Here is a 19,914-nt window from a genome sequence, read left to right on the forward strand (position 1 = left end):
CCGCGCCGCTGGCGCTGGTCGGCTGGCTGGTCGGGCGCAGCAGCGGCCGCGACCGACGTTCCGGACGCTAGACTGCGACGATGACCGACGAACCGACACGGCCCGACCCCGACGCACTGCTCGCCGCCGCGCAGGCGGCGGAGGCGCGCGCCGCGCGCGGCCGGCTGAAGATCTACTTCGGCTCGTCGGCTGGCGTGGGCAAGACCTGGGCCATGCTCGATGCCGCGCAGCGCCTGCGCGAGCAGCAGATCGACGTCGTCGTGGGCATCGTCGAGACGCACGGCCGCAGCGAAACCGCACAGCAGGTGCAGGGGCTGGAACGACTGCCGCGACGTACGCTCACGCTGCAGGGGCGCACGCTGGAGGAATTCGATCTCGACGGTGCGCTGGCGCGCCGACCCGCCGTGCTGCTGGTCGACGAACTGGCGCACAGCAACGCCCCGGGCTCGCGTCACCCGAAGCGCTGGCAGGACATCGACGAACTGCTCGACGCCGGCATCGACGTGTGGACCACGGTGAACGTGCAGCACATCGAAAGCCTGAACGACGTGGTCGGCGGCATCACCGGCATCCGCGTGCGCGAAACGGTGCCGGACCACGTATTCGATTCCGCCTCCGAAGTGGTGCTGGTCGACCTGCCGACCGACGACCTGCTGCGCCGGTTGCGCGAGGGCAAGGTGTATCTGCCGGAGCAGGCCGAGCGCGCGGTGAAGAACTTCTTCCGCAAGGGCAACCTGATGGCGCTGCGCGAACTGGCGCTGCGCCGCACGGCCGAGCGGGTCGAGGAAGACGTGCGCAGCTACCGGCGCGAACACGTCGCGCAGGCCAGCCGCGCGGTATGGCAGGTGAGCGACGCGCTGCTCGCCTGTGTCGGCCCGGACGCCGGCGCCGAGCGCCTGGTGCGCGCCGCGGCCCGCCGGGCGGCGCAGGCCGACGCGCCCTGGCATGCCATCTACATCGAGACACCGGCACTGCAGCGCCTGCCCGAAGCGCGTCGCCGGGCGATACTGGCCACGCTCAAGCTGGCCGAGTCACTGGGTGCAACCACCGCCACGCTGACCGCGCAGGACGCCGCCGTGGCCGCCGTGACCTACGCGCGCGAACACAATCTGGGCACCCTGGTGACCGGCTACTCGCTGCGCGGCAGGGTTGGGTCGCTGTGGCAGCGCGCCACCGGCCGCAGCCACTTCGGCGAGCGGGTGGCGGCACTCGCGCCGGAAATCGAGTTCATGGTGATCGCGCGGCGCGACGACGCGGCACCGGCTTCGCCGCCGCCGGCACAGGAGGAGGACGGCGAGGCGGTCGCACGCTCGCTGCGTGGCTATCTGTGGGCCGGCGCGTCGTGCGCCGCGGTGACCGTGCTGGCGACGCCGCTGCTGCCGTACTTCGACCTCGCCAACATCGTCATGCTCTTCCTGCTGGCGGTGATTGTCATCGCCGTGCGACACGGTCGCCGGGCGGCACTGGCCTCGGCCGTGCTGAACGTGCTGGCCTTCGATTTCTTCTTCGTGCCGCCGCGCTTCACCTTCTCGGTCAGCGACGCGGAATACCTGATCACCTTCGCCGTCATGATGGCGGTCGGTCTGGTGGTCGGCCAGCTCACCGCCTCGCTGCAGTACCAGGCGCGCGTCGCCCGCTACCGCGAAGACCGCGCGCGCAGCCTGTTCGAAATGGCGCGCGATCTCGGTCGCGCGCTGACGCTGGAACAGGTGGCCGAAATCGGCGAACGCGCGGTCGAGCGCGCCTTCCGCGGCGACGCCGCACTGCTGCTGCCGGACGCCGCCGAGCGGCTGGCACCGGCCTCGCCCGACAACGATCGCTTCGCGCCCGATAGCGGCCTTGCGCAGTGGGCTTACGACCACAGCGAGCCGGCCGGCGCCGGCACCGGAACCCTGCCCGGCGCACCGGCGCTCTACCTGCCGCTGCAGGCGCCGATGCGCACGCGCGGCGTCATCGCCGTGAAGCCGGCGCACGCGCGGCTGCTGATGATTCCGGAACAGCGCCAGTTGCTCGACACCTACGCCGCGCTGGTCGCCATCGCCATCGAGCGCGTGCACTTCGTCGCCGTCGCACAGGACACGCTGCTGTCGATGGAATCCGAACGGCTGCGCAATTCGCTGCTGGCCGCGCTGTCGCACGATCTGCGCACGCCACTGACCGCATTGATCGGCATGTCGGAAAACCTGTCCGGCGCGCTGGCGCGCGAAGGTTCCGTGCACGGCCCGGCGATCAACGCCATCGTCGATCAGGCGCGGCGCACCGCGCAGCTGGTGAACAACCTGCTCGACATGGCGCGACTGCAGGCCGGCGCAGTGGCGCTGCGCCACGACTGGCAGTCGCTGGAGGAACTGGCCGGCAGCGCGATCCGCGCCATCGAAGGCGCGCTGGCTCGGCACGTGGTGCGCGTGGACCTGCCGCCCGATCTGCCGCTGCTCTATGGCGACGCCGTGCTGCTCGAACGGGTGCTGGTCAATCTGCTGGAAAACGCCGCCAAGTACACGCCGGCCGGTACGACGATACGCATCACCGCAGCGCGTGACGGCGACGCGATCGCGATCGAGGTGAGCGACGACGGCCCCGGCCTGCCGGCCGGCGATCCGGAAAACCTGTTCCGCAAGTTCACGCGCGGCGAGGCGGAATCGAGCACGCCGGGCGTCGGCCTCGGGCTGGCCATCTGCCGCGCCATCGTGCGTGCGCATGGCGGCGACATCGGCGCTGCCAACCGTCCGCCGCCGGCGCACGGCGCGGTGTTCCGCTGGACCCTGCCGCACCGTGACGCGCCGGCGGGCACCGATCTGCCACCTGCGGCAGACTGTGCGGCATGAGCAGCCTGCAGCCCCCGGTGTCCCGAGTACTGATCGTCGAGGACGATGCGGCGATACGCCGTTTCGTACGTCAGGCGCTGGAGGAGGCCGGACATCAGGTATTCGAGGCCGAGGCGCTGCAGCGCGGCCTGATCGAAGCCGGCACGCGCAAGCCGGATCTGCTGGTGCTCGACCTCGGTCTGCCGGACGGCGACGGCGTTGACCTGATCCGCGACCTGCGCGGCTGGAGCAGCGTGCCGGTCATCGTGCTGTCGGCGCGTACCGGTGACGACGACAAGATCGCGGCACTCGACGCCGGCGCCGACGACTATCTGATCAAACCCTTTTCGGTCGGCGAACTGATGGCACGCGTACGCGTCGCGCTGCGCCGCCGCGGCAACGCCCCGACCGACGCCGCAGGCCCGCTCCACTTCGGCGAGTGCGAACTCGATCTGGCGCGCCGCCTGATCACGCGCGCCGGCGAGCCGGTGCACCTGACGCCGGTCGAGTACCGGCTGCTCGCCACGCTGGCGGCACACGAGGGCCAGGTGCTGACGCACCGCCAGTTGCTGCGCGCGGTGTGGGGGCCGAACAGCGTCGAGCATGGCCACTACCTGCGCATCTACATGGGCCATCTGCGGCGCAAGCTCGAAGCGGACCCGGCGCGGCCGGCGCACCTGCTGACCGAGACCGGCGTCGGCTACCGCTTCATCGCCGACGCCCGCTAGCCTGCGTGGGGCACCGGCCGGGCGGTCATGGCCCGTGGGGGATAATGGCACTCCCTTCACACCCGGGCCACGCATCGGACAGCGGGTGGCCTGCAGGCATGGACGTGGCACTTCTGTTTGCACTCATCCTTCTCAACGGCGTCTTCGCGATGTCCGAAATCGCCGTCGTGTCGTCGCGCAAGGCGCGCCTGATCGGTCTTGCCGAGGACGGCCACAAGGGGGCGCAGGCCGCCGTGCGGCTGCACGACGACCCGTCGAACTTCCTGTCAACGATACAGGTGGGCATCACGTCGATCGGCATCCTGAGCGGCGCCATGGGTGAAACGGTGCTGGCCGATCCGCTGGCCGCCTGGCTGTCCGGATTCCCGCTGATCGAGCCCTACGCGCGCACGGTGGCGCTGTCCGTCGTGGTGGTCGGCATCACCTACTTCTCCGTCGTGGTCGGCGAACTGGTGCCGAAGCGGCTGGCACTGCTGGCGCCCGAGGGCATCGCCTCGCTCATTTCACGGCCCATGGTGCTGCTGGCGCGCGTTGCGCGGCCGCTGGTGTGGGTGCTGTCGGTCACCAGCAACGCCATCCTGCGCATCGCCGGTGCGCGCCGCACCGACGAGCCGCCGATCACCGATGAGGAAATCAAAGTGCTGATGGGCCAAGGCGCGGAAGCGGGCGTGTTCCACCAGAGCGAACAGCAGATCGTGTCCAACGTGCTGCGCCTGGACGAACTGCACGTCGGCGCCATCATGACGCCGCGCAAGGACATTCACGCGATCGACCTCGACGATCCGGAGGACGACATCCGCCGGCGCATCGCCGACAGCCCGTACAGCCGCCTGCTGGTGTGCCGCGACGGCCTCGAACACGTGCTCGGCGTGCTGCAGAGCGGCGCCCTGCTGAAGCAGTCGCTGGCCGGCGAAACGATAGACCGACGCAGCATCGAGGCGCTCCTCGAGCCGCCGCTCTATGTGCCGGACACGGTCAGCACCGCACAACTGCTGGAGAACTTCCGCCGCACGCGCAAGCACCTGGCGCTGCTGGTCGACGAGTATGGCGACCTGCAGGGGCTGGTCACCGTCAACGACGTGCTCGCCGCCATCGTCGGCGACATGTCGGTGCCGGCGGCGCACGAGGAAGCGGACGTGGTACAGCGCGCCGACGGTTCGTGGCTGGTCAACGGCGGCACGTCGATCGAGCGCGTCAAATCCGTGCTCGGTATCGACGACGTATTGCCGGGTGAAGACAGCGGAAACTTCCACACGGTGGGCGGACTGGTGCTGCACATGCTCGGCCGCATCCCGGTCGCCACCGACTTCTTCGAAGTCGCCGGCCTGCGCGTCGAGGTGATGGACATGGACCGCAACCGGGTCGACAAGGTGCTGGTGCAGCGACTCGAACCGCTGCCTGCGCCGGTCGACGCGGAGTGAACCGAAGCTCGCCAGCCACCGACGCATGCACCACGCAGCGGCATGCGCCGGGCAGCTGCACCGCCCTTCGATCACCTGTCGCACCCCGTTGCGCACCCTGAGCCGTCTGCGGAACAGAGGCGCATGAAGTATTTGTGACAGCCCTTGCACGCAGGCGGACAAGGGCGATACTCGGGTCTCCTCCTCCACAGCAATGGCTGTGAGTTCTCAAAGGCGGCCTGCGGGCCGCCTTTTTTTTCGTCGGTGCGATGGTTGTTTGCACTCCCTCTGCGAGCGGCCTTGGCCGCGACACGGCCGCTGCTGTCCGCAGGCTTCGATCCGGGCGGCTGTCGGGGTCAGAAGACCCCTCCCACAGAATCCGCCCCCGGCCGGGCTCATGCCTGACGCATCGGCGCAATCCCTGTGGGAGCGGCCTTGGCCGCGACACGACCGCTGCTGTCCGCAGGCTTCGATCCAGGCGGCTGTCGGGGTCGGAAGACCCCTCCCACAGAACCCCGGCCGCGGCTCGGCTCATGCCTGACGCACCGGCGCGATTCCTGTGGGAACGGCCTTGGCCGCGACACGACCGCTGCTGTCCGCAGGCTTCGATCCAGGCTGCTGTCGGGGTCAGAAGACCCCTCCCACAGAATCCCGGCCGCGGCTGGGCTCATGCCTGACGCATCGGCGCAATCCCTGTGGGAGCGGCCTTGGCCGCGACACGGCCGCTGCTGTCCGCAGGCTTCGATCCGGGCGGCTGTCGGGGTCAGAAGACCCCTCCCACAGAACCCCGCCCCCGGCTGGGCTCATGCCTGACGCACCGGCGCGATTCCTGTGGGAGCGGCCTTGGCCGCGACACGGCCGCTGCTGTCCGCAAGCTTCGATCCAGGCTGCTGTCGGGGTCAGAAGACCCCTCCCACAGAATCCCGGCCGCGGCTCGGCTCATGCCTGACGCATCGGCGCAATCCCTGTGGGAGCGGCCTTGGCCGCGACACGGCCGCTGCTGTCCGCAAGCTTCGATCCAGGCGGCTGTCGGGGTCAGAAGACCCCTCCCACAGAATCCCGGCCGCGGCTGCCGGCGCCGCGCTGATCGATATGGCCGCGCGCCGTCTCCGGGAACGATCCGGCTGAGTGTCAGCGAACAGCATCCGCGCTGACGCGCGCGCGTTCGGTCAGCAGTTCGCGCTCGCGTTCGTTCTGCGTCAGCGCGGCGGCGCGGCGGAATTCGTCGCAGGCTTCGCTGTGGCGGCCGAGCTTTGCCAGCAGGTCGCCGCGCACGGCGGGCAGCAGGTGGTAGTGGCGCAGCGCCGGTTCGTCGCGCAGCGCATCGGCGACCTCCAGCCCGGCCGCCGGGCCGAAGGCCATGCCCACCGCCACGGCGCGATTCAGTTCGACCACCGGTGACGGCGCGATCTGCGCCAGCGCGTCGTAAAGCGCGGCGATGCGCGACCAGTCGGTGTGGTCGGCGTGGGCGGCGCGCGCATGACAGGCGGCGATGGCGGCCTGCAGCGCGTACGGGCCGTAGCCGCCGCCGAGTGCGTCGACGCGTTCCAGTGCGGCCAGCCCGCGGCGGATCAGCAGACGGTCCCAGCGCGTGCGGTCCTGTTCCAGCAGCAGCACCGGTGCGCCGCGTGCGTCGGTGCGCGCGTGCAGGCGCGAGGCCTGGATTTCCATCAGCGCCACCAGGCCGTGCACTTCGGCGACCTGCGGCGCCAGCTCGGCCAGTATGCGACCGAGGCGCAAGGCCTCTTCGCACAGCGCCGGGCGCATCCAGTGCTCACCGGCGGTGGCGGCATAGCCCTCGTTGAAGATGAGGTAGATCACCTTCAGCACGGCGTCGAGCCGCTCGCCCAGTTCGGCCGGGCCGGGCAGCTCGAACGGTACGCGCGCTTCGCTCAGCGTGCGCTTGGCGCGCACGATGCGCTGCGCCAGCGTCGCCTCCGGCACCAGGAAGGCGCGTGCGATGTCCGGCGTGGCGAGACCACCGACCATCTTCAGCGTCAGCGCGACGCGCGCCTCGACCGACAGCACCGGGTGGCAGGCGACGAACATCAAGCGCAGCACGTCGTCGCCGATCGGTTCGTCGAGCGTGCTGTCGGGCGCCGGCGGCGCGCCGTCCTGCAGCTGCGCCTCGATTTCCCAGGTCAGCGCGTCGGCCTTGGTCGCCTGCATGCTGCGGTGGCGCAGCAGGTCGAGCGCGCGGTTCTTCGCGGTGGCGGTGAGCCAGGCGCCGGGGTTGTCCGGCACGCCCTTGTCGGGCCACTGTTCGAGCGCCGTCACCAGAGCGTCCTGCGCCAGCTCCTCGGCGAGGCCGACGTCGCGCACCATGCGCGCCAGCGCGCCGATGATGCGCGCCGACTCGATGCGCCAGACGGCGTCCAGCGTGCGGTGCAGGTCGGTCTTCATCGTCCGGTGTGCACCGTCGTCGTCCCGTTCATCATGCTTCGTCTCCCTCAGGCTTTGTCCATCCGGCGGAAGCGTTCCACCGCCTCACCCGGCGCGAAGTCGTCCAGCTCGAACACCTGGCGCACCTCGATTTCGGCGTCGCGCCCCTCGCCGACCGGGTTCGGGAAGCGGCGTGTCCAGTGCAGCGCCTCCTCGCGCGAGGCGACCTGTATCAGCGTGTAGCCGGCGATCAGTTCCTTCGTTTCGGCAAACGGGCCGTCGATGACGCTGCGCCCGGCACCGCGGTAACGCACGCGCCAGCCCTTCGAACTGGCCTGCAACCCGGATGCGTCGAGCAGCACGCCGGCGCGCATCAGTTCTTCATGATAGGAGGCCATCGAAGCCATCAGTGCTTCCTCCGGCATGACGCCCGCCTCACTGTCGGCAGTGGCCTTGACGATGATCATGTAACGCATGGCTGCTCTCCTGGAGTCGGCGCGACAGGCGCCGTCGCAGGGTCGACGAGCGACCGGTGCGCGAATCGACAGTGCGCGCCATCGGCTCGGACGCTTGTGTGGGAGCGGTCTTCTGACCGCGACTGCGAGCTGAATCGAAGTCGGCGGACAGCGGCGGCCGAATCGCGGCCAAGGCCGCTCCCACAAGGGACCGCTTCCACCGCGGGAGCACGCCCGATCCGCGGCCGGAGATGGGGTGCTGTGGGAGGGGTCTTCTGACCCCGACAGCAACCTGTATCGAAGGCTGCGGACAGCAACAGCCGCGTCGCGGCCAAGGCCGCTCCCACAAGGATCGCTCCCACAGGGGCTGCTCCAACGGAGAGGCAACTCCGATCCGCGGCCGGAGCCGGGGTCTCGTGGGAGCGAGCTTGCTCGCGATAGCAGCCTGGATCGAAGCCGCTGCCCTCCCCCGTCGATACAGGAGAGGGAAAGACCCGCGCCGGGCCGCCTTCACCCCTGCCCCATTACCGCGCTCGCCACCGCGAAATAGGTGAGCAGGGTCAGCAAGTCCTGCACGATGGTGGCGAGCGGGCCGCTGCCGTAGGCGGGGTCGCTGCCCAGGCGGGCGAGCAGCCAGGGCAGGAAGAGGCCTATCGTCGTCGCGATGCCGCCGGCCATCACCAGCGACAGCGCCACCGCGAACGCCAGCGTCGGGTCGCCGAAGGCCAGCCAGACGCAGGGAAAGGTGAGCCCGCCGAGCACCAGCCCGATCAGCAGCCCGGTGCGCACCTCGCCACCGACCAGCGTGCCGACCGACGCGTGGCTCAGCGACAGGCCGCGCACGGCGACCGCTTCGGTCTGCGTACCGATGGCATCGGCGAGATAGACCAGACCCGGCACGAAGAAGGCGAGTGCCGGGCTCAGCGCAAGCGTGCGCTCAAAGCCGGCCATGATGAAGGTGGCGAACATGCTGCCGGCCAGACCGATCAGCAGCCAGGGCAGACGGTGACGCAGGCGACGCAACGGCGGTGACTCGATCGCCTCGCGCGCCCGCCGCGTCTCGCGCGTGATGCCGGCGAGGCGGTGGATGTCCTCCACGTGCTCACGACGCAGGATGTGCAGCAGCGCAGCGGTCGGCACCACGCCGAGCAGCCGGCCCCGCGCATCGACCACCGGCATCGCGTCCAGCCCGTGATGCAGCGCCAGCGAGGCGACCCGCTCCTGGTCGGTGTGCGCATGCACGGTGGGGCAGTCGCGCTGCATCACCGTGTCGATGCGTGCGCCCTGCGCGGCGCGGAACAATGCCGGCAGCGGCGCGATGCCGACCAGGCTTTCGTTGTCATCGACCACGCACACGATGTCGAGGCAGTCGTAGTGCCGGGCGCGCAGGTCGGCCAGCACCGCATCGACCGTCTGCGCCGGGTGCACGCGCGGCACGGCGGCAAGCAGGTAGCGGCCGGCGCTTTCGTCGGCCGGCAGAACGCTCGGCGCCGACGGATCGTTTGCAGTGGGGGCGTGGGCGCTCATGACGGGTTCCATCCGGACAGTGTTCCGCCATGGTGCCGCATCGCGCGGCGCCTCGTCATGCGCAGGATCAGCCGGCCGCTGGCGCCGGCCAGACCGGGAACACGATGAGGCCGAAGATGGCGAGCAGCCAGAACACCGCCGACAGTGCGTAGGGCGCGAGCATGGTGACCAGCACCACGTCTTTCCAGTTGTCATGGTCGGGCGACGGTGCCAGCGCGCCGGCCGCGAACGCCTCTTCCTGGTAGAAGGTGACCAGCCTCGAAATGCGGTACTCGGCCAGCAGGAACAGCACCGACAGCATCAGCCCGACCACGCCGAGGCCGACCCGGTACGGCGGATGTCCGAGGAAGAGCGAACCGCCCTGCGAGAACGCGAACGCCAGCAGCGCACCCAGCACCGCGGAGAACACCGTGAACATGGCGAAGCGCATCGTGCCGTAATGGCGCGCGGTTTCGCCGGCGATGCGGGCGCGGGCGAGTTCGAGGGGGTCGTGGTCGCTGCACATGACGTTCGGCTCCTGCATGGATGAACGGACGATACGCCAGGGCGGCTGCGCTCGACCAGCCCTTCAGGACGGCAACACGACTGTCGGCAGATCAGCGGGTGTGGCGCACAGCCGCACGCCGGGCAGCCCGGCGAAACGGTCCGGCGCGGTGTAGCCCCAGGCCACCGCGACGAAATCCAGCCCGAGCGCCTGCGCCACGTCGAGGTCGCGCAGTTCGTCGCCGACGCTCACCGTTCGCGCCGCGGTTGCGCCGGCTGCCTTCATCACCCGCCGCGTCTTCGCCGCCTTGCCGAACAGCGACGCGCCGCAGCCCCATTGGTCGATCAGCGGGCGCAAATCGTCGCCGAGCACCCGTTCGACCGTGTCACGCGCGTTCGACGTGACGATGCCGATCTGCACACCCTCCACCTTCAGCGCGTGCAGCGCTTCGGGCACGCCGTCGAACAGCTTCACCTCGTCCGCCCGTTCGCGCACATACCCACGCATGGTCGCCACCACCGCCGGCAGCTTCCACAGCGACAAACCCGCCTCGACCACGATGTCGCGCGCGCTCATCCGGCGCAGGCGGTCGAGGTCGGTCGTATCGACGGCGCGAAAGCCATGCCGCTGCGCCGCGTGGGTCCACGCGTCGAGGAACAGATGGAAGGAATCGGCGAGCGTGCCGTCGAAGTCGAACAGGATGAGGGGGTGGGTTCGCAAAGTGTCATTCAGCCGATCAGCTTCATCCGGCCGCAGAGCCGTCCCTCGCGGCTTCATCATGGGACGCATGCAGGCAGGTACGCAGATGCGTCGCACACCGATAGCCGATCAATGTGAACGGCATGAACGCCAGCATGGCATAAGGCATCAGAGACGATTCAATAAAGGCGAACAGCGAGATCATGATGTGTATGAACAGCCCAAACGGAAAGTAGATCCAGGCATTCAGCGTACGAACATCCTCGCTGCTGATAACCGCAACCGACGCAGCAAGAACCGGCGTCGTCAGGAACAGGACAAGGCGCAGAGCCAGTTCCGCCACCTCGCGTGCGTCCGGCTGCCAACTCTGAAATACGATCGGGCACAGATAGGCGAGCAGTGCGGTGCCCACCACCTCGAAAAGGAAAAGCAGGCCGAAAGCTCGGCCGAGCGCGGCGGGCCCGGAAGGCGGTGTGCGACCGAATGCGGACACAGTGAAGGCATAGAGCAGGTAGAACGCGCCGGCAGCCATTCCATGGAATACCAGCCCAGCCACCGATACTGTGACCCAGAACCAGATGCTCACGTGATCCATCGGCCCGTCCATGCGAAGTCTGATCCGGAACCGGCCTCTGCCGGGCGATTGCTCGTGGGGCGCACCATCACATCACTTCGCTGAGCGTCCATCCCAGAGCCAGATACAGTGCAGCCAGCGCAAGGTCGGGCTTCACCAGACGGCGGCGTTTGAACCGCACGCCATAGGTGACAAGAAGGTCCCGGCTCTGTTCCTGTCCGGCAAAGAAGCACCAGACCAGCGACAGAAAGCCCATGGAGAGGCTTGCCCGGAAAACCACGAGCAGACCGGGTTCGACCTGTTGCATCCGATGCACGCCAAGAATGCTGGCCCCGGCAAGCGCGCGAATACAAACCGGCCGGGCCCTACGCCGCCGGATACCAGACGTCGATCAGTGGCCCGACCTCCGTCTCGCTCACCTCCGGCCGCCCCGCGAGCCAGGCACGCACCGCTTCGCGATGCTGTTCGTTGGCCGACCCGCGTTTGCGCAGACAGGCCATCCCGCGCGTCGAGCCGCCATAGAGCAGCCCGTTGCCCTCGATCGCGTCGCCGATGAAGGCGTCCCAGAAGGCGCCCATCTCGTCCGCCGACAGACCATCGCGCAGCCGGAAGGCCACCTCGAAGCCAAGTTCCTGAAACTCGTCGATGTGCAGCTTCTTGCGCAGGCGGCGCGAACGGTGGTGTGACATGTAAAGCTCCTGAATTCGAGTACGAGATAAAACGTCGTTGCACTCACGATCGTCGCGCACCTTATCCCGGATCGCGGTTCTGGTAACGCAGGAACAGAACCTTTCATCAGAATCGACCCGCAAGCTCGGGGGAACCGCAACCTGGCTAGCAAGAAAGGCCTGCTGGGCCTCCTTCGCCACAGCCACTTGAGCGTTCAGCACCTGCTCACTTCCCATCACCGCTTGCCACGAGACAGATCGCCCGTCATGGCCAACCGGGTCAAACCCACGGGGACGAACGGCGATGACCCTTCCTGCCGCGTAACGCGCGCCGCTCGTATCGATTGACGCTCCCGGCGCAGATCCCATCTCTGCAGGGGTCACACAGAACCGACTATGGATCCCGGATATACCACTGCAAGTGATCCAACCGGGGAAACCGGACTATCGGTCAGTCTTGATTCCGGTGGGAGTCCATATGCGACCAGTCAGGCTGGTGGCGGGTACTTGAGCGGTTGAAGTACTGCAACCCATGCTTCCTTAGTCGGCCTTGGTTGCCGCCAAGCCCGGACCATTGGTCAGCTCATAGTGCAGCACGGTTGGGAATGGATCATAGAAGTGATGCAGCAGCATGCGCCACTCTTGGTATTCGGCAGACTTTCGGAAGCCAACCTCGTGGTGTTCGACGGACTCCCAGCGAACCAAAAGCATGTAGTGGTTCACTTGCTCGATGCACTTTTGAAGCTCATGACCCAAGTAACCAGGCATGGACGCGATGATGGTTTGAGCCTTGCCGAACGCAGATTCGAATTCTGCCGTCAGCTCTGGCTTGACCTGGAGTTGTGCGATTTCGAGGATCACAACTTCTCCTGAAAGATGGCCTGACGATCGCGCTAACCTGCACGCGGGGAGCGGGCGGAACCCGCTTCCCCCGCGTCCGGGTTGTGCGCGGGGTTAGGGCGTTTCTCGGCGGAGGATGGCGTCGGAGCTTCCGATTCGTTGCTAGTTCGAGGCGACATACCATCCTTAAACTGCTTCACGAGATCAACCAGCTTGTTCTGCTCAGCCTTGTCCGGCCGATTGAGCTTTCGCATCAGCCACAGATGCTTGATGCCGGTGCCAATGCCATGCCGGAAGGCCAAGCGAGTCACGATCGACCCCAGTCGTTTTTGAAATAACTCGTAGCCCACTTCAAGAGAAGAGATCTGCAAAATATATAGCTCAGGAATCTTTACGGACTCCTGAAGCTTGGTTGTGTGCAAGAAATAGTAGCGCGTGACTATCTGTGTGAGTTCCAGGGACTGGAGCGGCAGTTCCTCAGCGATGGTCTCACTTGCCTCCTCAAGTGAGGCACGGAACTTCTCATCCTGACGCGGGTAGCGCTTCAATATGTACTGCCGATAGCGTTCGTACTCAGAAACGCCGCTTGAGAAGTCCTTGAACTTCTCAAACATCCTCTGAAGTAGCACCATCTCGTGGTTCAAATAGCTTAGCGCTGCAAGCGCCCGACCAAGCCGTCGCCTCCGCTCGCCGCTCGCACGCCAAGACGCACTAACCTCAGCAAGGAACCACCCTACGAGGATGCCGATGACCGACAAGAAGGCTTCAGTCATAGTCGTGCGCCCTAACTGTGAAGCTTCAATAGGTTGTTTCGGGTGTTCACCCGGAGAAGTTCTGAGAGACTGGAAATCGCCAAACCCCCAAGCTCTCTCGAACAGGATTCCGGATGAACACCCACAAGAATGCCCGATTGACCTACCTTCGTCGCCTAGAAATGGTGTTGGACATGCTTGAGCGAGGTCTGTCGGCCTCTGATGCGGCGAAGCGTAGCGGCGTCAGCAGTGTCACTGCCCGCAAATGGCTGGGGCGCTACCTGGCCGAAGGTCCGGCTGGACTTGCAGACAAGTCGTCCCGTCCCGCCCGTTCTCCCCGAAGCATTGCCCCAGAAGTCGCGCTGACCATCATCGAGCTGCGCCGCAAACTCTTTCTTCAATCCCGGATCGCCTCCTACACCGGCGTATCCAAAGCAACGGTCAGCCGGGTGCTCCGACGAGCCGGCCTCTCAAGGTTCAGCGATCTGGCCCCGACTGAGTCCATACAGCGCTACGAGCGCCAGACGCCCGGCGAACTGCTCCACATCGACATCAAGAAGTTGGGCCGCTTCACCGCTGTGGGTCATCGAATCACGGCCGATTATCGCAAGCGCACCCGCGGCGTAGGCTGGGAACACTTGTTTGTGGCCATTGACGACCATTCGCGCATTGCTTTCACCGACATGCACCCCGATGAGCGCAAAGACAGCGCCGTGAGCTTCCTGCGAAATGCCGTCGCCTATTACGCAACGCTCGGTGTCACCGTACAGCGCGTGCTCACCGACAACGGACCCGCCTTCCACTCGTTCGCCTTCGCTCAGGCCTGCAACGAGCTGGGGATCAAACACAAGTTCACACGAGCCTATCGGCCACAGACCAATGGCAAGGCCGAGCGCTTCATCCAGTCAGCTCTGCGCGAGTGGGCCTACGGCCATTCCTATCCCAACTCCGACCTGCGCAAAGCCGCTTTGCCTCTCTGGAACCACTTCTACAACTGGCACCGACCTCATCACGGCATCGCTTGCAACGTCCCTATGTCCCGTCTCTCAAATTCGCAGAACAACCTCTTGACTCTTCACACCTAACGACGCTGTAGAAATACCCCATCTCGGGGCAAACGGTTGCTTCCCGCCTTTGCCGGCTCGAAGTCGTTCATCATCGCTTCACTCCCGCGATCTTCGTTTCATCGTCGTCCCGTGACGTCAGCCCCAGCCGCTGCCCGACGCCCTCGAAATGGCGTCGGTGTTGCCCGCCAGCTTACCTAATCGCGTATCCATGGTGCCCGAGCTTTTCGATGTTGTGCACCACGCAGTACAGCTTCCACTGCCCATCCACCTTCCCCCGCCCGCGCAGCGTGAAGCGGGTGAGCCGCTTGTTGTGCCGCTCTTGTCCTTCGCGGTCGCACAGCAGCAACACCTGGGTGAAGAGCGCTTGGACATCAATGCCGAGACTGCTGATGAGGTGCGCGACGGTGGTGAAGTGCGGCGCACTGTCGCCGGAGACGGCCATGAACAGCACGTTGTTGCGGCAGGCCGTGGCGATGGATCGGAAGCTGATCAGCCCGCGCGAGTAGCCGAGCAGCACGACCTTCAGCAGCTCGGCCGGATCGAAGGCCGGGGCACCGCCCGCGGCGTTGGCGTAGCGTGGAGAGATTGAGCTCGTTGTCGACCAGATGCCAGAGCGCGAAGGTATCGGGCAGCACCTGCTGTGCGAAATCGACCGGGATGAGCTTCAGGCCGTAGTCGGGTGTCTTGAATCGCGGCATCGCAGGGCGCCGGAGAGGCGATGCGGAATCATAACAAAGGCATAGGAATGGATGAGGGTAGGGAAGGGCTTTTCTACAGCCTCAACCATGAACATGAGCCGCGCCGTCAAACGTCGGCTCCATGGAGGTGTTAGGCACCTTCATTCTTGTCCTTGTAATAGTCTTGAAGGGCTCTCTCTGCTGATTCGCCCAAACTCGGAGCATCAAGTACGCTCGAAGTCACCCGCACTAAGGACTCCAGCGAAAAGCACACGAGCTTCAACAGATGACGCAGTTCTGCGCGTCGGAAAATTCCCAAGTCGCCAGGCGACTTTAAAGGGCGGTTAGGTGCAAGTGCGCCCCATGAGAACAAGGTGCCGTACAGTGTTCCGTGAGCGATTTCTGAGGCGTGCCGGTACATCAGGAGCCCGAACGCCAGCCCTTTTGTAGCCTCGGCACCGAACGCTAGATGCACTGCGTCTAGACGTTGCTGAACATTCTCCGAAGTCCACGATGAAATCTCTCTGCCGGACTTCGACGTGAACTCGTCGAGCAACTTCTTGTGTTCGGGTTCTTGCATCAGCTCATCTGCACCGCTGTACTTGAACTCGAACAGCGGCGTACCCGCAATCTCTATTCTGCGCACCAAACTTCGAAGAGTCTTTTGCTTAGCATGGGCGTTTGCGCGCGCTGAAAGCTCGATTGGGCTAGTTAGCAGGAAGCAGGCGTTGACCGCGGTTTCGTAGATCACGCGTGCAATGACGTACGAGTCGCGAAGCGCCTGACGGATTACTAAAAATTGAAGTGATGTAGCCGACTCTCGAACCGAGTCAAGAAATGGGTACAGCGCCCCTACTCGATGTGAGTCAGCTTCCCTTGTCTTTGCAACTACATCGGCAAGCAACGCGTTGACCGTATTAAAGAAGACCCACTCAGGCCACTCCTGCACCGGCAAGTCACTTTCCGCATTCGATGCGCTAGACATAGCAATACAGGCCTAACGCTGTAGGTAAAGGGCGCTGCGCGGCGCTTTATCGCGCAGCGTCCAGTGGAGGCCGAAGGCCGAAACGGCTTTGACCGTAATGTTAGGCACTAGCTGTACCACACCAGTACCTTCTGATTGTTGGAAGCTGCAACGCGATAAAACGTCTTGAGTTGTTCGAAAAGAGGGACAATGTACCCGGCAAAAATCTCTTCGCCTTCTTCGAGCCAGTAGTCAATTGGCAGTGCTGCTTCCTCTAACTCTTGAAAATTCAGTTTTTCTCTTAGTTTCTCTTCGCTGATTTCTTCAAGCAGCAAGGCGTATCGATGCACGTCTTTGGCATCGATAACGCAAGCAGGCCCCATTCCCGCATCAAGATTCTCGTCCTTGGCTCCACGGCCCTCGAGGGGAATGAGCAACTCATCCACAGGGGGCTCTGGCCCAAGGTCTGGCGGGGTGAAGCTCTCGATGTCGTCAGCACGAACAACGGCGGCGAAGTGCGCTTGTTCGTGCCGTTTGAGAGGAGAAAGAAGCCAAGCAATTACTGCACTTGCTTTGTCCAGATAGAGAAGTTGATCCTCGGGCAGAACACCCGTCAAGAATTGAGCCAAACCATCGGGGTCATTTCGCATGGATGTGTACTGTTCCTCGGAAACACGGCCGTAGTGAGTCGTAACGCTCATATGATATTTGACTAAAGTTTGAATTCACCTGCCTTGCGCGGTTTTATGCGCAAGGTCCGGTGGAGTGATGGGTCAGCCCGGATTGCGTAACGCCCGTTCAATTGGGGCAGTGACTAAGCGATTTTTCGACGAATTCATAAAACGGCTGAGCATAGTGAGCCTTTAATGTCCTTTGATATTCGTAGCCCTGAAGATATGCTCTGTGATAGCAGACTTGATCAGATAGTGCGGCTGACCACTCCGGGTCATCCGGAAATGACGTATAGATTTGTTCTGCGCTAAAGAGAAAGTAGCTAACGAACCAACTGTAGCGAGATCGCTCGTTTTCAGATTTGGCGACCTTTCCCAAGCGCGCGTCGGCGAAATCTAGCTTTTCCATTGCTAATTTCAGATATTCCTTAAATGCGTCGCGTGCTGATGCTTCGCGCTGGGTTTGCTGACCTACACGAATTTGCCAGACGGCAATGCAGAGAGCTGCAACTGCAATCCCCGCAGTAGCGATGGCGGCCCAATTAGCGGCTTTTGAGAGATTTGAATCAGTCATGATATTGGCGGGCTAACGTGGAAGTGAGCGGCCTGCGCGGCGTTTCGCGCAGGCTCGCTCGACTGCAGGGTTATGCGTCGGTTTCAAACTGATACCTCCCGAATTCTGGGTTCCGACGAGGAAAAGACACTTACACACTCATTAGCGGTGACGATCAACCATTCATTGCACTGAGAGCTAGCAATTTGTAGAAAGCAGTCTTTTTGATCAAGGCTATCGAACCAGCCGCCATGTAGAACGCGATAGACGAGATGACCTGTCCGAAAGCACTCGGCCCCTAGCCAAGACGGCATGTCACTTTCATCAAAAAGAGCGAACCCACGATGATCCGGGAAGAACACCTCTAGGTGAACCGACTGGTCGGCCTCTTTTGGGTAAGCCTCCGCGATCACATATAGGCCAACGACGGAAAAGCGCGCTTCGAGAACGCAAGAGTCTCTGCGGTCATATTCGCAGAAGAGCGACGTAGCTTCAGGACCCATAACGTGCAAGCTCAGCGACGGCCGAAGGCCGTCCGCTGGAGCGCCAGGTTAGACCGACGGTGGCTGTCTTCAAAAGACAGATCTCCATCCCTCGGCCTCTAGATGATTGATGAAGCCGTCGAAGGCACTTCTGTCGAAGTCCATCACAGCGACGAGTCCGCCCTTGTGGTGTCGTTTGATCGAAAGCACATCAGAAACGCCTGGGGCAGATAACAGGACCCTGCGAAGGGCCTCGACCGATTCCGACGGATCGCCAAACGGAGGTCGACATCGCATAAGACGCGGTCCGAAATGCATAGGTCTAACGACGCTGTAGAAAAACCCCATCTCGGGCCAAGCGGTTGTGACCGGCGCATGCCGGCTCGAAGTCGTTCATCATCTTCTCAGCCTTCCGATCTTCGCTTCATCGTTGTCCCCTGACGTCAGCCCCGGCCGCTGCCCGGCGCGCTCGAAATGGCGCCGGCCTCTCCCGCCAGCTTACCTAATTCGCGCATCCGTGGTGCCCGAGCTTTTCGATGTTGTGCACCAGGCAGTACAGCTTCCACTGTCCATCTACCTTCTCCCGCCCGCGCAGCGTGAAGCGGGCGAGCCGTTTGTTGTGCCGCAGGTTGCCGAACACCGGTTCGACCGTAGCGAAGCGCGCGGCGATCATCCGTTTGCCTTCCGTGGAATCGATGCGCCGTTTCATCCGCTCGGTGTGTGATTCGGTGGGGCCTCGCTTGCCGCGGAAGAAGGTGACCTGTCGCACCTTCGTCGTTCCGGGCGTGCGCAGGCAGCGGGTGCGCTGCTCGCACGGCACGCAGTCGCGCGCAGCACCGGTGTACTTGGTGGCGGCGTAGCCGTTGATCGTGCACTCGCCCCCGTTGCGATAGAGGTGCTTGCCCGCCGGGCACAGGCAGCGGCTGCGGTCCGGCGCTTCGGTGAAGTCGGTGTTGGCGTAGCGCCGGTTCCTGCTGGCGGTGCGTGCTTCCTTCGCCTTCTCGCTCTTGTCCCACAGCGCGTCGGGTTTTGTCTTGTGCTTGGCCTGATCGGCGTATCTGGGGTCGCGCTGCCGGTAGCCGTTGTCGCACACCCAGGCGGGAATGCCGCGCTTGTCCAGTTCGGCGAGGTTCTTCTCGGAGTGATAGCCCGCGTCGGCGCAGATCGCGGTGTTGGGTTTGCGCTGTGCGCTGCTTGCATCGATCACCGGCAGCAGCAGCTCCTGTTCCGATCCGGTGCCGTGCGCCTGGGCATCGACCACGATCTGGTGGGCGGCATCGACGGCGGCCACGCCGGTATAGCCCTGGATCACGCCCTTGGCGGTGGCCATCTTGGCCGAGTCGTTGTCGGTGCGGTTGGAGAGGCGTACAGCGCCCTTGGCGCCGCGTCGGTCGTCGGGATTGCGGGTGAGCCAGTCGCGGATCTTTGCCGCCTCGTGACTCAAGCGTTCGCGGGTGCGCTGTGCGCGGGCTGCCTCGTCGTCGCAGCCGGCGGCATCGCGCGTCTTCTGCTCACCGATCATGCGCTGCACGGCCGCTTCCGTCTTCGCCGCCTCGCGCTCGAAGTCGGCACGCGTGCCGCTCTTTGCCTTGGATGCGTTGGACGGCAGCTTCATGCCGTCGATGGCGAAGAGTTCGCGCCCGATCAGCCCTTCGCGGTCGCACACCAGCAGCACCTCGGTGAAGAGCGCTTGGGCCTCGTTGCCGAGACTGCTGATGAAGTGCGCGACGGTGGTGAAGTGCGGCGCACTGTCGCCGGAGACGGCCATGAACAGCACGTTGGTGCGGCAGGCGGTGGCGATGGATCGGGAGCTGATCAGCCCGCGCGAATAGCCAAGCAGCACGATCTTGAGCAGCACGGCCGGATCGAAGGCCGGGGCACCACCGGCGTCGTTGGCGTAGCGGGCACGCAGTGCAGTGAGATCGAGGTCGTTGTCGACCAGATGGCAGAGCGCGAACTCGAAGGTGCCGGGCAGCACCTGCTGTGCGAAATCAACCGGAATGAGCTTCAGACCGTAGTCGGGCGTCTTGAATCGCGGCATCGCAGGGCTCCGGAGAGGCGATGCGGAATCATAACAACGGCATGTGAACGGATGAGGGTGGGCAGGGGTTTTTCTACAGCCTCAACGTTGAGCTAAGCGGACGCCGCTTGCGGCGGTCCGCTTGAGCGCAAGGTTAGAACGCGATG

18 protein-coding genes and 1 pseudogene are annotated in these 19,914 nt (G+C 64.7%); 4 read left to right on the forward strand and 15 right to left on the reverse strand.

What is annotated here, in order from left to right:
- Window positions 1–80 precede the first annotated feature (80 nt).
- From kdpD to METFAM1_RS0111210, 3 genes are all read left to right on the forward strand, one after another.
- On the forward strand, window positions 81–2,825 hold the full coding sequence (kdpD, locus tag METFAM1_RS0111200) for a two-component system sensor histidine kinase KdpD (protein ID WP_019915341.1): 2,745 nt from the start codon (window positions 81–83) through the stop codon (window positions 2,823–2,825).
- Entirely contained in the window at window positions 2,822–3,532 is a 711-nt protein-coding gene (gene kdpE / locus METFAM1_RS0111205; RefSeq protein WP_019915342.1) for a two-component system response regulator KdpE, read from the forward strand. The genes kdpD and kdpE overlap by 4 nt, the downstream gene beginning before the upstream one ends.
- Before the next feature lie 98 nt (window positions 3,533–3,630).
- Complete coding sequence (locus tag METFAM1_RS0111210; RefSeq protein WP_019915343.1) at window positions 3,631–4,953, forward strand: hemolysin family protein; 1,323 nt, start codon at window positions 3,631–3,633, stop codon at window positions 4,951–4,953.
- 1,110 nt (window positions 4,954–6,063) lie between these two features.
- Here the strand turns inward: METFAM1_RS0111210 and METFAM1_RS0111215 are convergent.
- The 10 genes from METFAM1_RS0111215 to METFAM1_RS0111260 form a co-directional block, all read right to left on the reverse strand.
- Window positions 6,064–7,335 carry an RNA polymerase sigma factor gene (locus METFAM1_RS0111215; protein WP_019915344.1) on the reverse strand — a complete coding sequence of 424 codons (1,272 nt, stop codon included), beginning with the start codon at window positions 7,333–7,335 and terminating at the stop codon, window positions 6,064–6,066.
- Between the two features lie 47 nt (window positions 7,336–7,382).
- Complete coding sequence (locus tag METFAM1_RS0111220; protein ID WP_019915345.1) at window positions 7,383–7,790, reverse strand: YciI family protein; 408 nt, start codon at window positions 7,788–7,790, stop codon at window positions 7,383–7,385.
- A gap of 489 nt (window positions 7,791–8,279) precedes the next feature.
- On the reverse strand, window positions 8,280–9,296 hold the full coding sequence (locus tag METFAM1_RS0111225) for a magnesium transporter (RefSeq protein ID WP_232419739.1): 1,017 nt from the start codon (window positions 9,294–9,296) through the stop codon (window positions 8,280–8,282).
- A 67-nt stretch (window positions 9,297–9,363) separates the two neighbouring features.
- A complete protein-coding gene (locus METFAM1_RS0111230) occupies window positions 9,364–9,801 on the reverse strand; it encodes a hypothetical protein (RefSeq protein ID WP_024300643.1) in 438 nt (145 codons plus the stop codon).
- 63 nt (window positions 9,802–9,864) lie between these two features.
- A complete protein-coding gene (locus tag METFAM1_RS0111235) occupies window positions 9,865–10,500 on the reverse strand; it encodes an HAD hydrolase-like protein (RefSeq protein WP_019915348.1) in 636 nt (211 codons plus the stop codon).
- 22 nt (window positions 10,501–10,522) lie between these two features.
- On the reverse strand, window positions 10,523–11,086 hold the full coding sequence (locus tag METFAM1_RS0111240; RefSeq protein WP_019915349.1) for a hypothetical protein: 564 nt from the start codon (window positions 11,084–11,086) through the stop codon (window positions 10,523–10,525).
- 55 nt (window positions 11,087–11,141) lie between these two features.
- Window positions 11,142–11,360: a hypothetical protein gene (locus METFAM1_RS20860; RefSeq protein WP_019915350.1), complete on the reverse strand. Its 219-nt coding sequence runs from the start codon at window positions 11,358–11,360 to the stop codon at window positions 11,142–11,144.
- Window positions 11,361–11,418: 58 nt separating this feature from the next.
- The gene (locus METFAM1_RS0111250) at window positions 11,419–11,742 is read right to left on the reverse strand and encodes a YggL 50S ribosome-binding family protein (protein WP_019915351.1); all 324 of its coding nucleotides are present in this window, start codon (window positions 11,740–11,742) and stop codon (window positions 11,419–11,421) included.
- A gap of 519 nt (window positions 11,743–12,261) precedes the next feature.
- On the reverse strand, window positions 12,262–12,582 hold the full coding sequence (locus METFAM1_RS0111255; RefSeq protein WP_019915353.1) for an antibiotic biosynthesis monooxygenase family protein: 321 nt from the start codon (window positions 12,580–12,582) through the stop codon (window positions 12,262–12,264).
- A gap of 32 nt (window positions 12,583–12,614) precedes the next feature.
- On the reverse strand, window positions 12,615–13,334 hold the full coding sequence (locus METFAM1_RS0111260) for a hypothetical protein (RefSeq protein ID WP_019915354.1): 720 nt from the start codon (window positions 13,332–13,334) through the stop codon (window positions 12,615–12,617).
- A 113-nt stretch (window positions 13,335–13,447) separates the two neighbouring features.
- Here METFAM1_RS0111260 and METFAM1_RS0111265 point away from each other — a divergent pair, with 113 nt between their 5' ends.
- The gene (locus METFAM1_RS0111265; RefSeq protein ID WP_019915355.1) at window positions 13,448–14,398 is read left to right on the forward strand and encodes an IS481 family transposase; all 951 of its coding nucleotides are present in this window, start codon (window positions 13,448–13,450) and stop codon (window positions 14,396–14,398) included.
- Window positions 14,399–14,702: 304 nt separating this feature from the next.
- Here METFAM1_RS0111265 and METFAM1_RS21445 read toward each other — a convergent pair.
- From METFAM1_RS21445 to METFAM1_RS0111295, 5 genes and pseudogenes are all read right to left on the reverse strand, one after another.
- Window positions 14,703–15,078: pseudogene (locus METFAM1_RS21445) on the reverse strand (transposase); the annotation flags it as partial.
- 130 nt (window positions 15,079–15,208) lie between these two features.
- Entirely contained in the window at window positions 15,209–16,006 is a 798-nt protein-coding gene (locus METFAM1_RS0111280) for a DUF5677 domain-containing protein (RefSeq protein ID WP_232419871.1), read from the reverse strand.
- 143 nt (window positions 16,007–16,149) lie between these two features.
- The gene (locus METFAM1_RS20640; protein ID WP_081627154.1) at window positions 16,150–16,722 is read right to left on the reverse strand and encodes a DUF1877 family protein; all 573 of its coding nucleotides are present in this window, start codon (window positions 16,720–16,722) and stop codon (window positions 16,150–16,152) included.
- A gap of 97 nt (window positions 16,723–16,819) precedes the next feature.
- A complete protein-coding gene (locus tag METFAM1_RS20870; RefSeq protein WP_157256616.1) occupies window positions 16,820–17,266 on the reverse strand; it encodes a hypothetical protein in 447 nt (148 codons plus the stop codon).
- Window positions 17,267–18,229: 963 nt separating this feature from the next.
- The gene (locus METFAM1_RS0111295) at window positions 18,230–19,768 is read right to left on the reverse strand and encodes a transposase (protein ID WP_019915361.1); all 1,539 of its coding nucleotides are present in this window, start codon (window positions 19,766–19,768) and stop codon (window positions 18,230–18,232) included.
- Window positions 19,769–19,914 lie beyond the last annotated feature (146 nt).

The sequence above is a fragment of the Methyloversatilis discipulorum genome (genome assembly GCF_000527135.1).
In the GTDB taxonomy this organism is placed as follows: Bacteria; Pseudomonadota; Gammaproteobacteria; order Burkholderiales; family Rhodocyclaceae; genus Methyloversatilis; species Methyloversatilis discipulorum.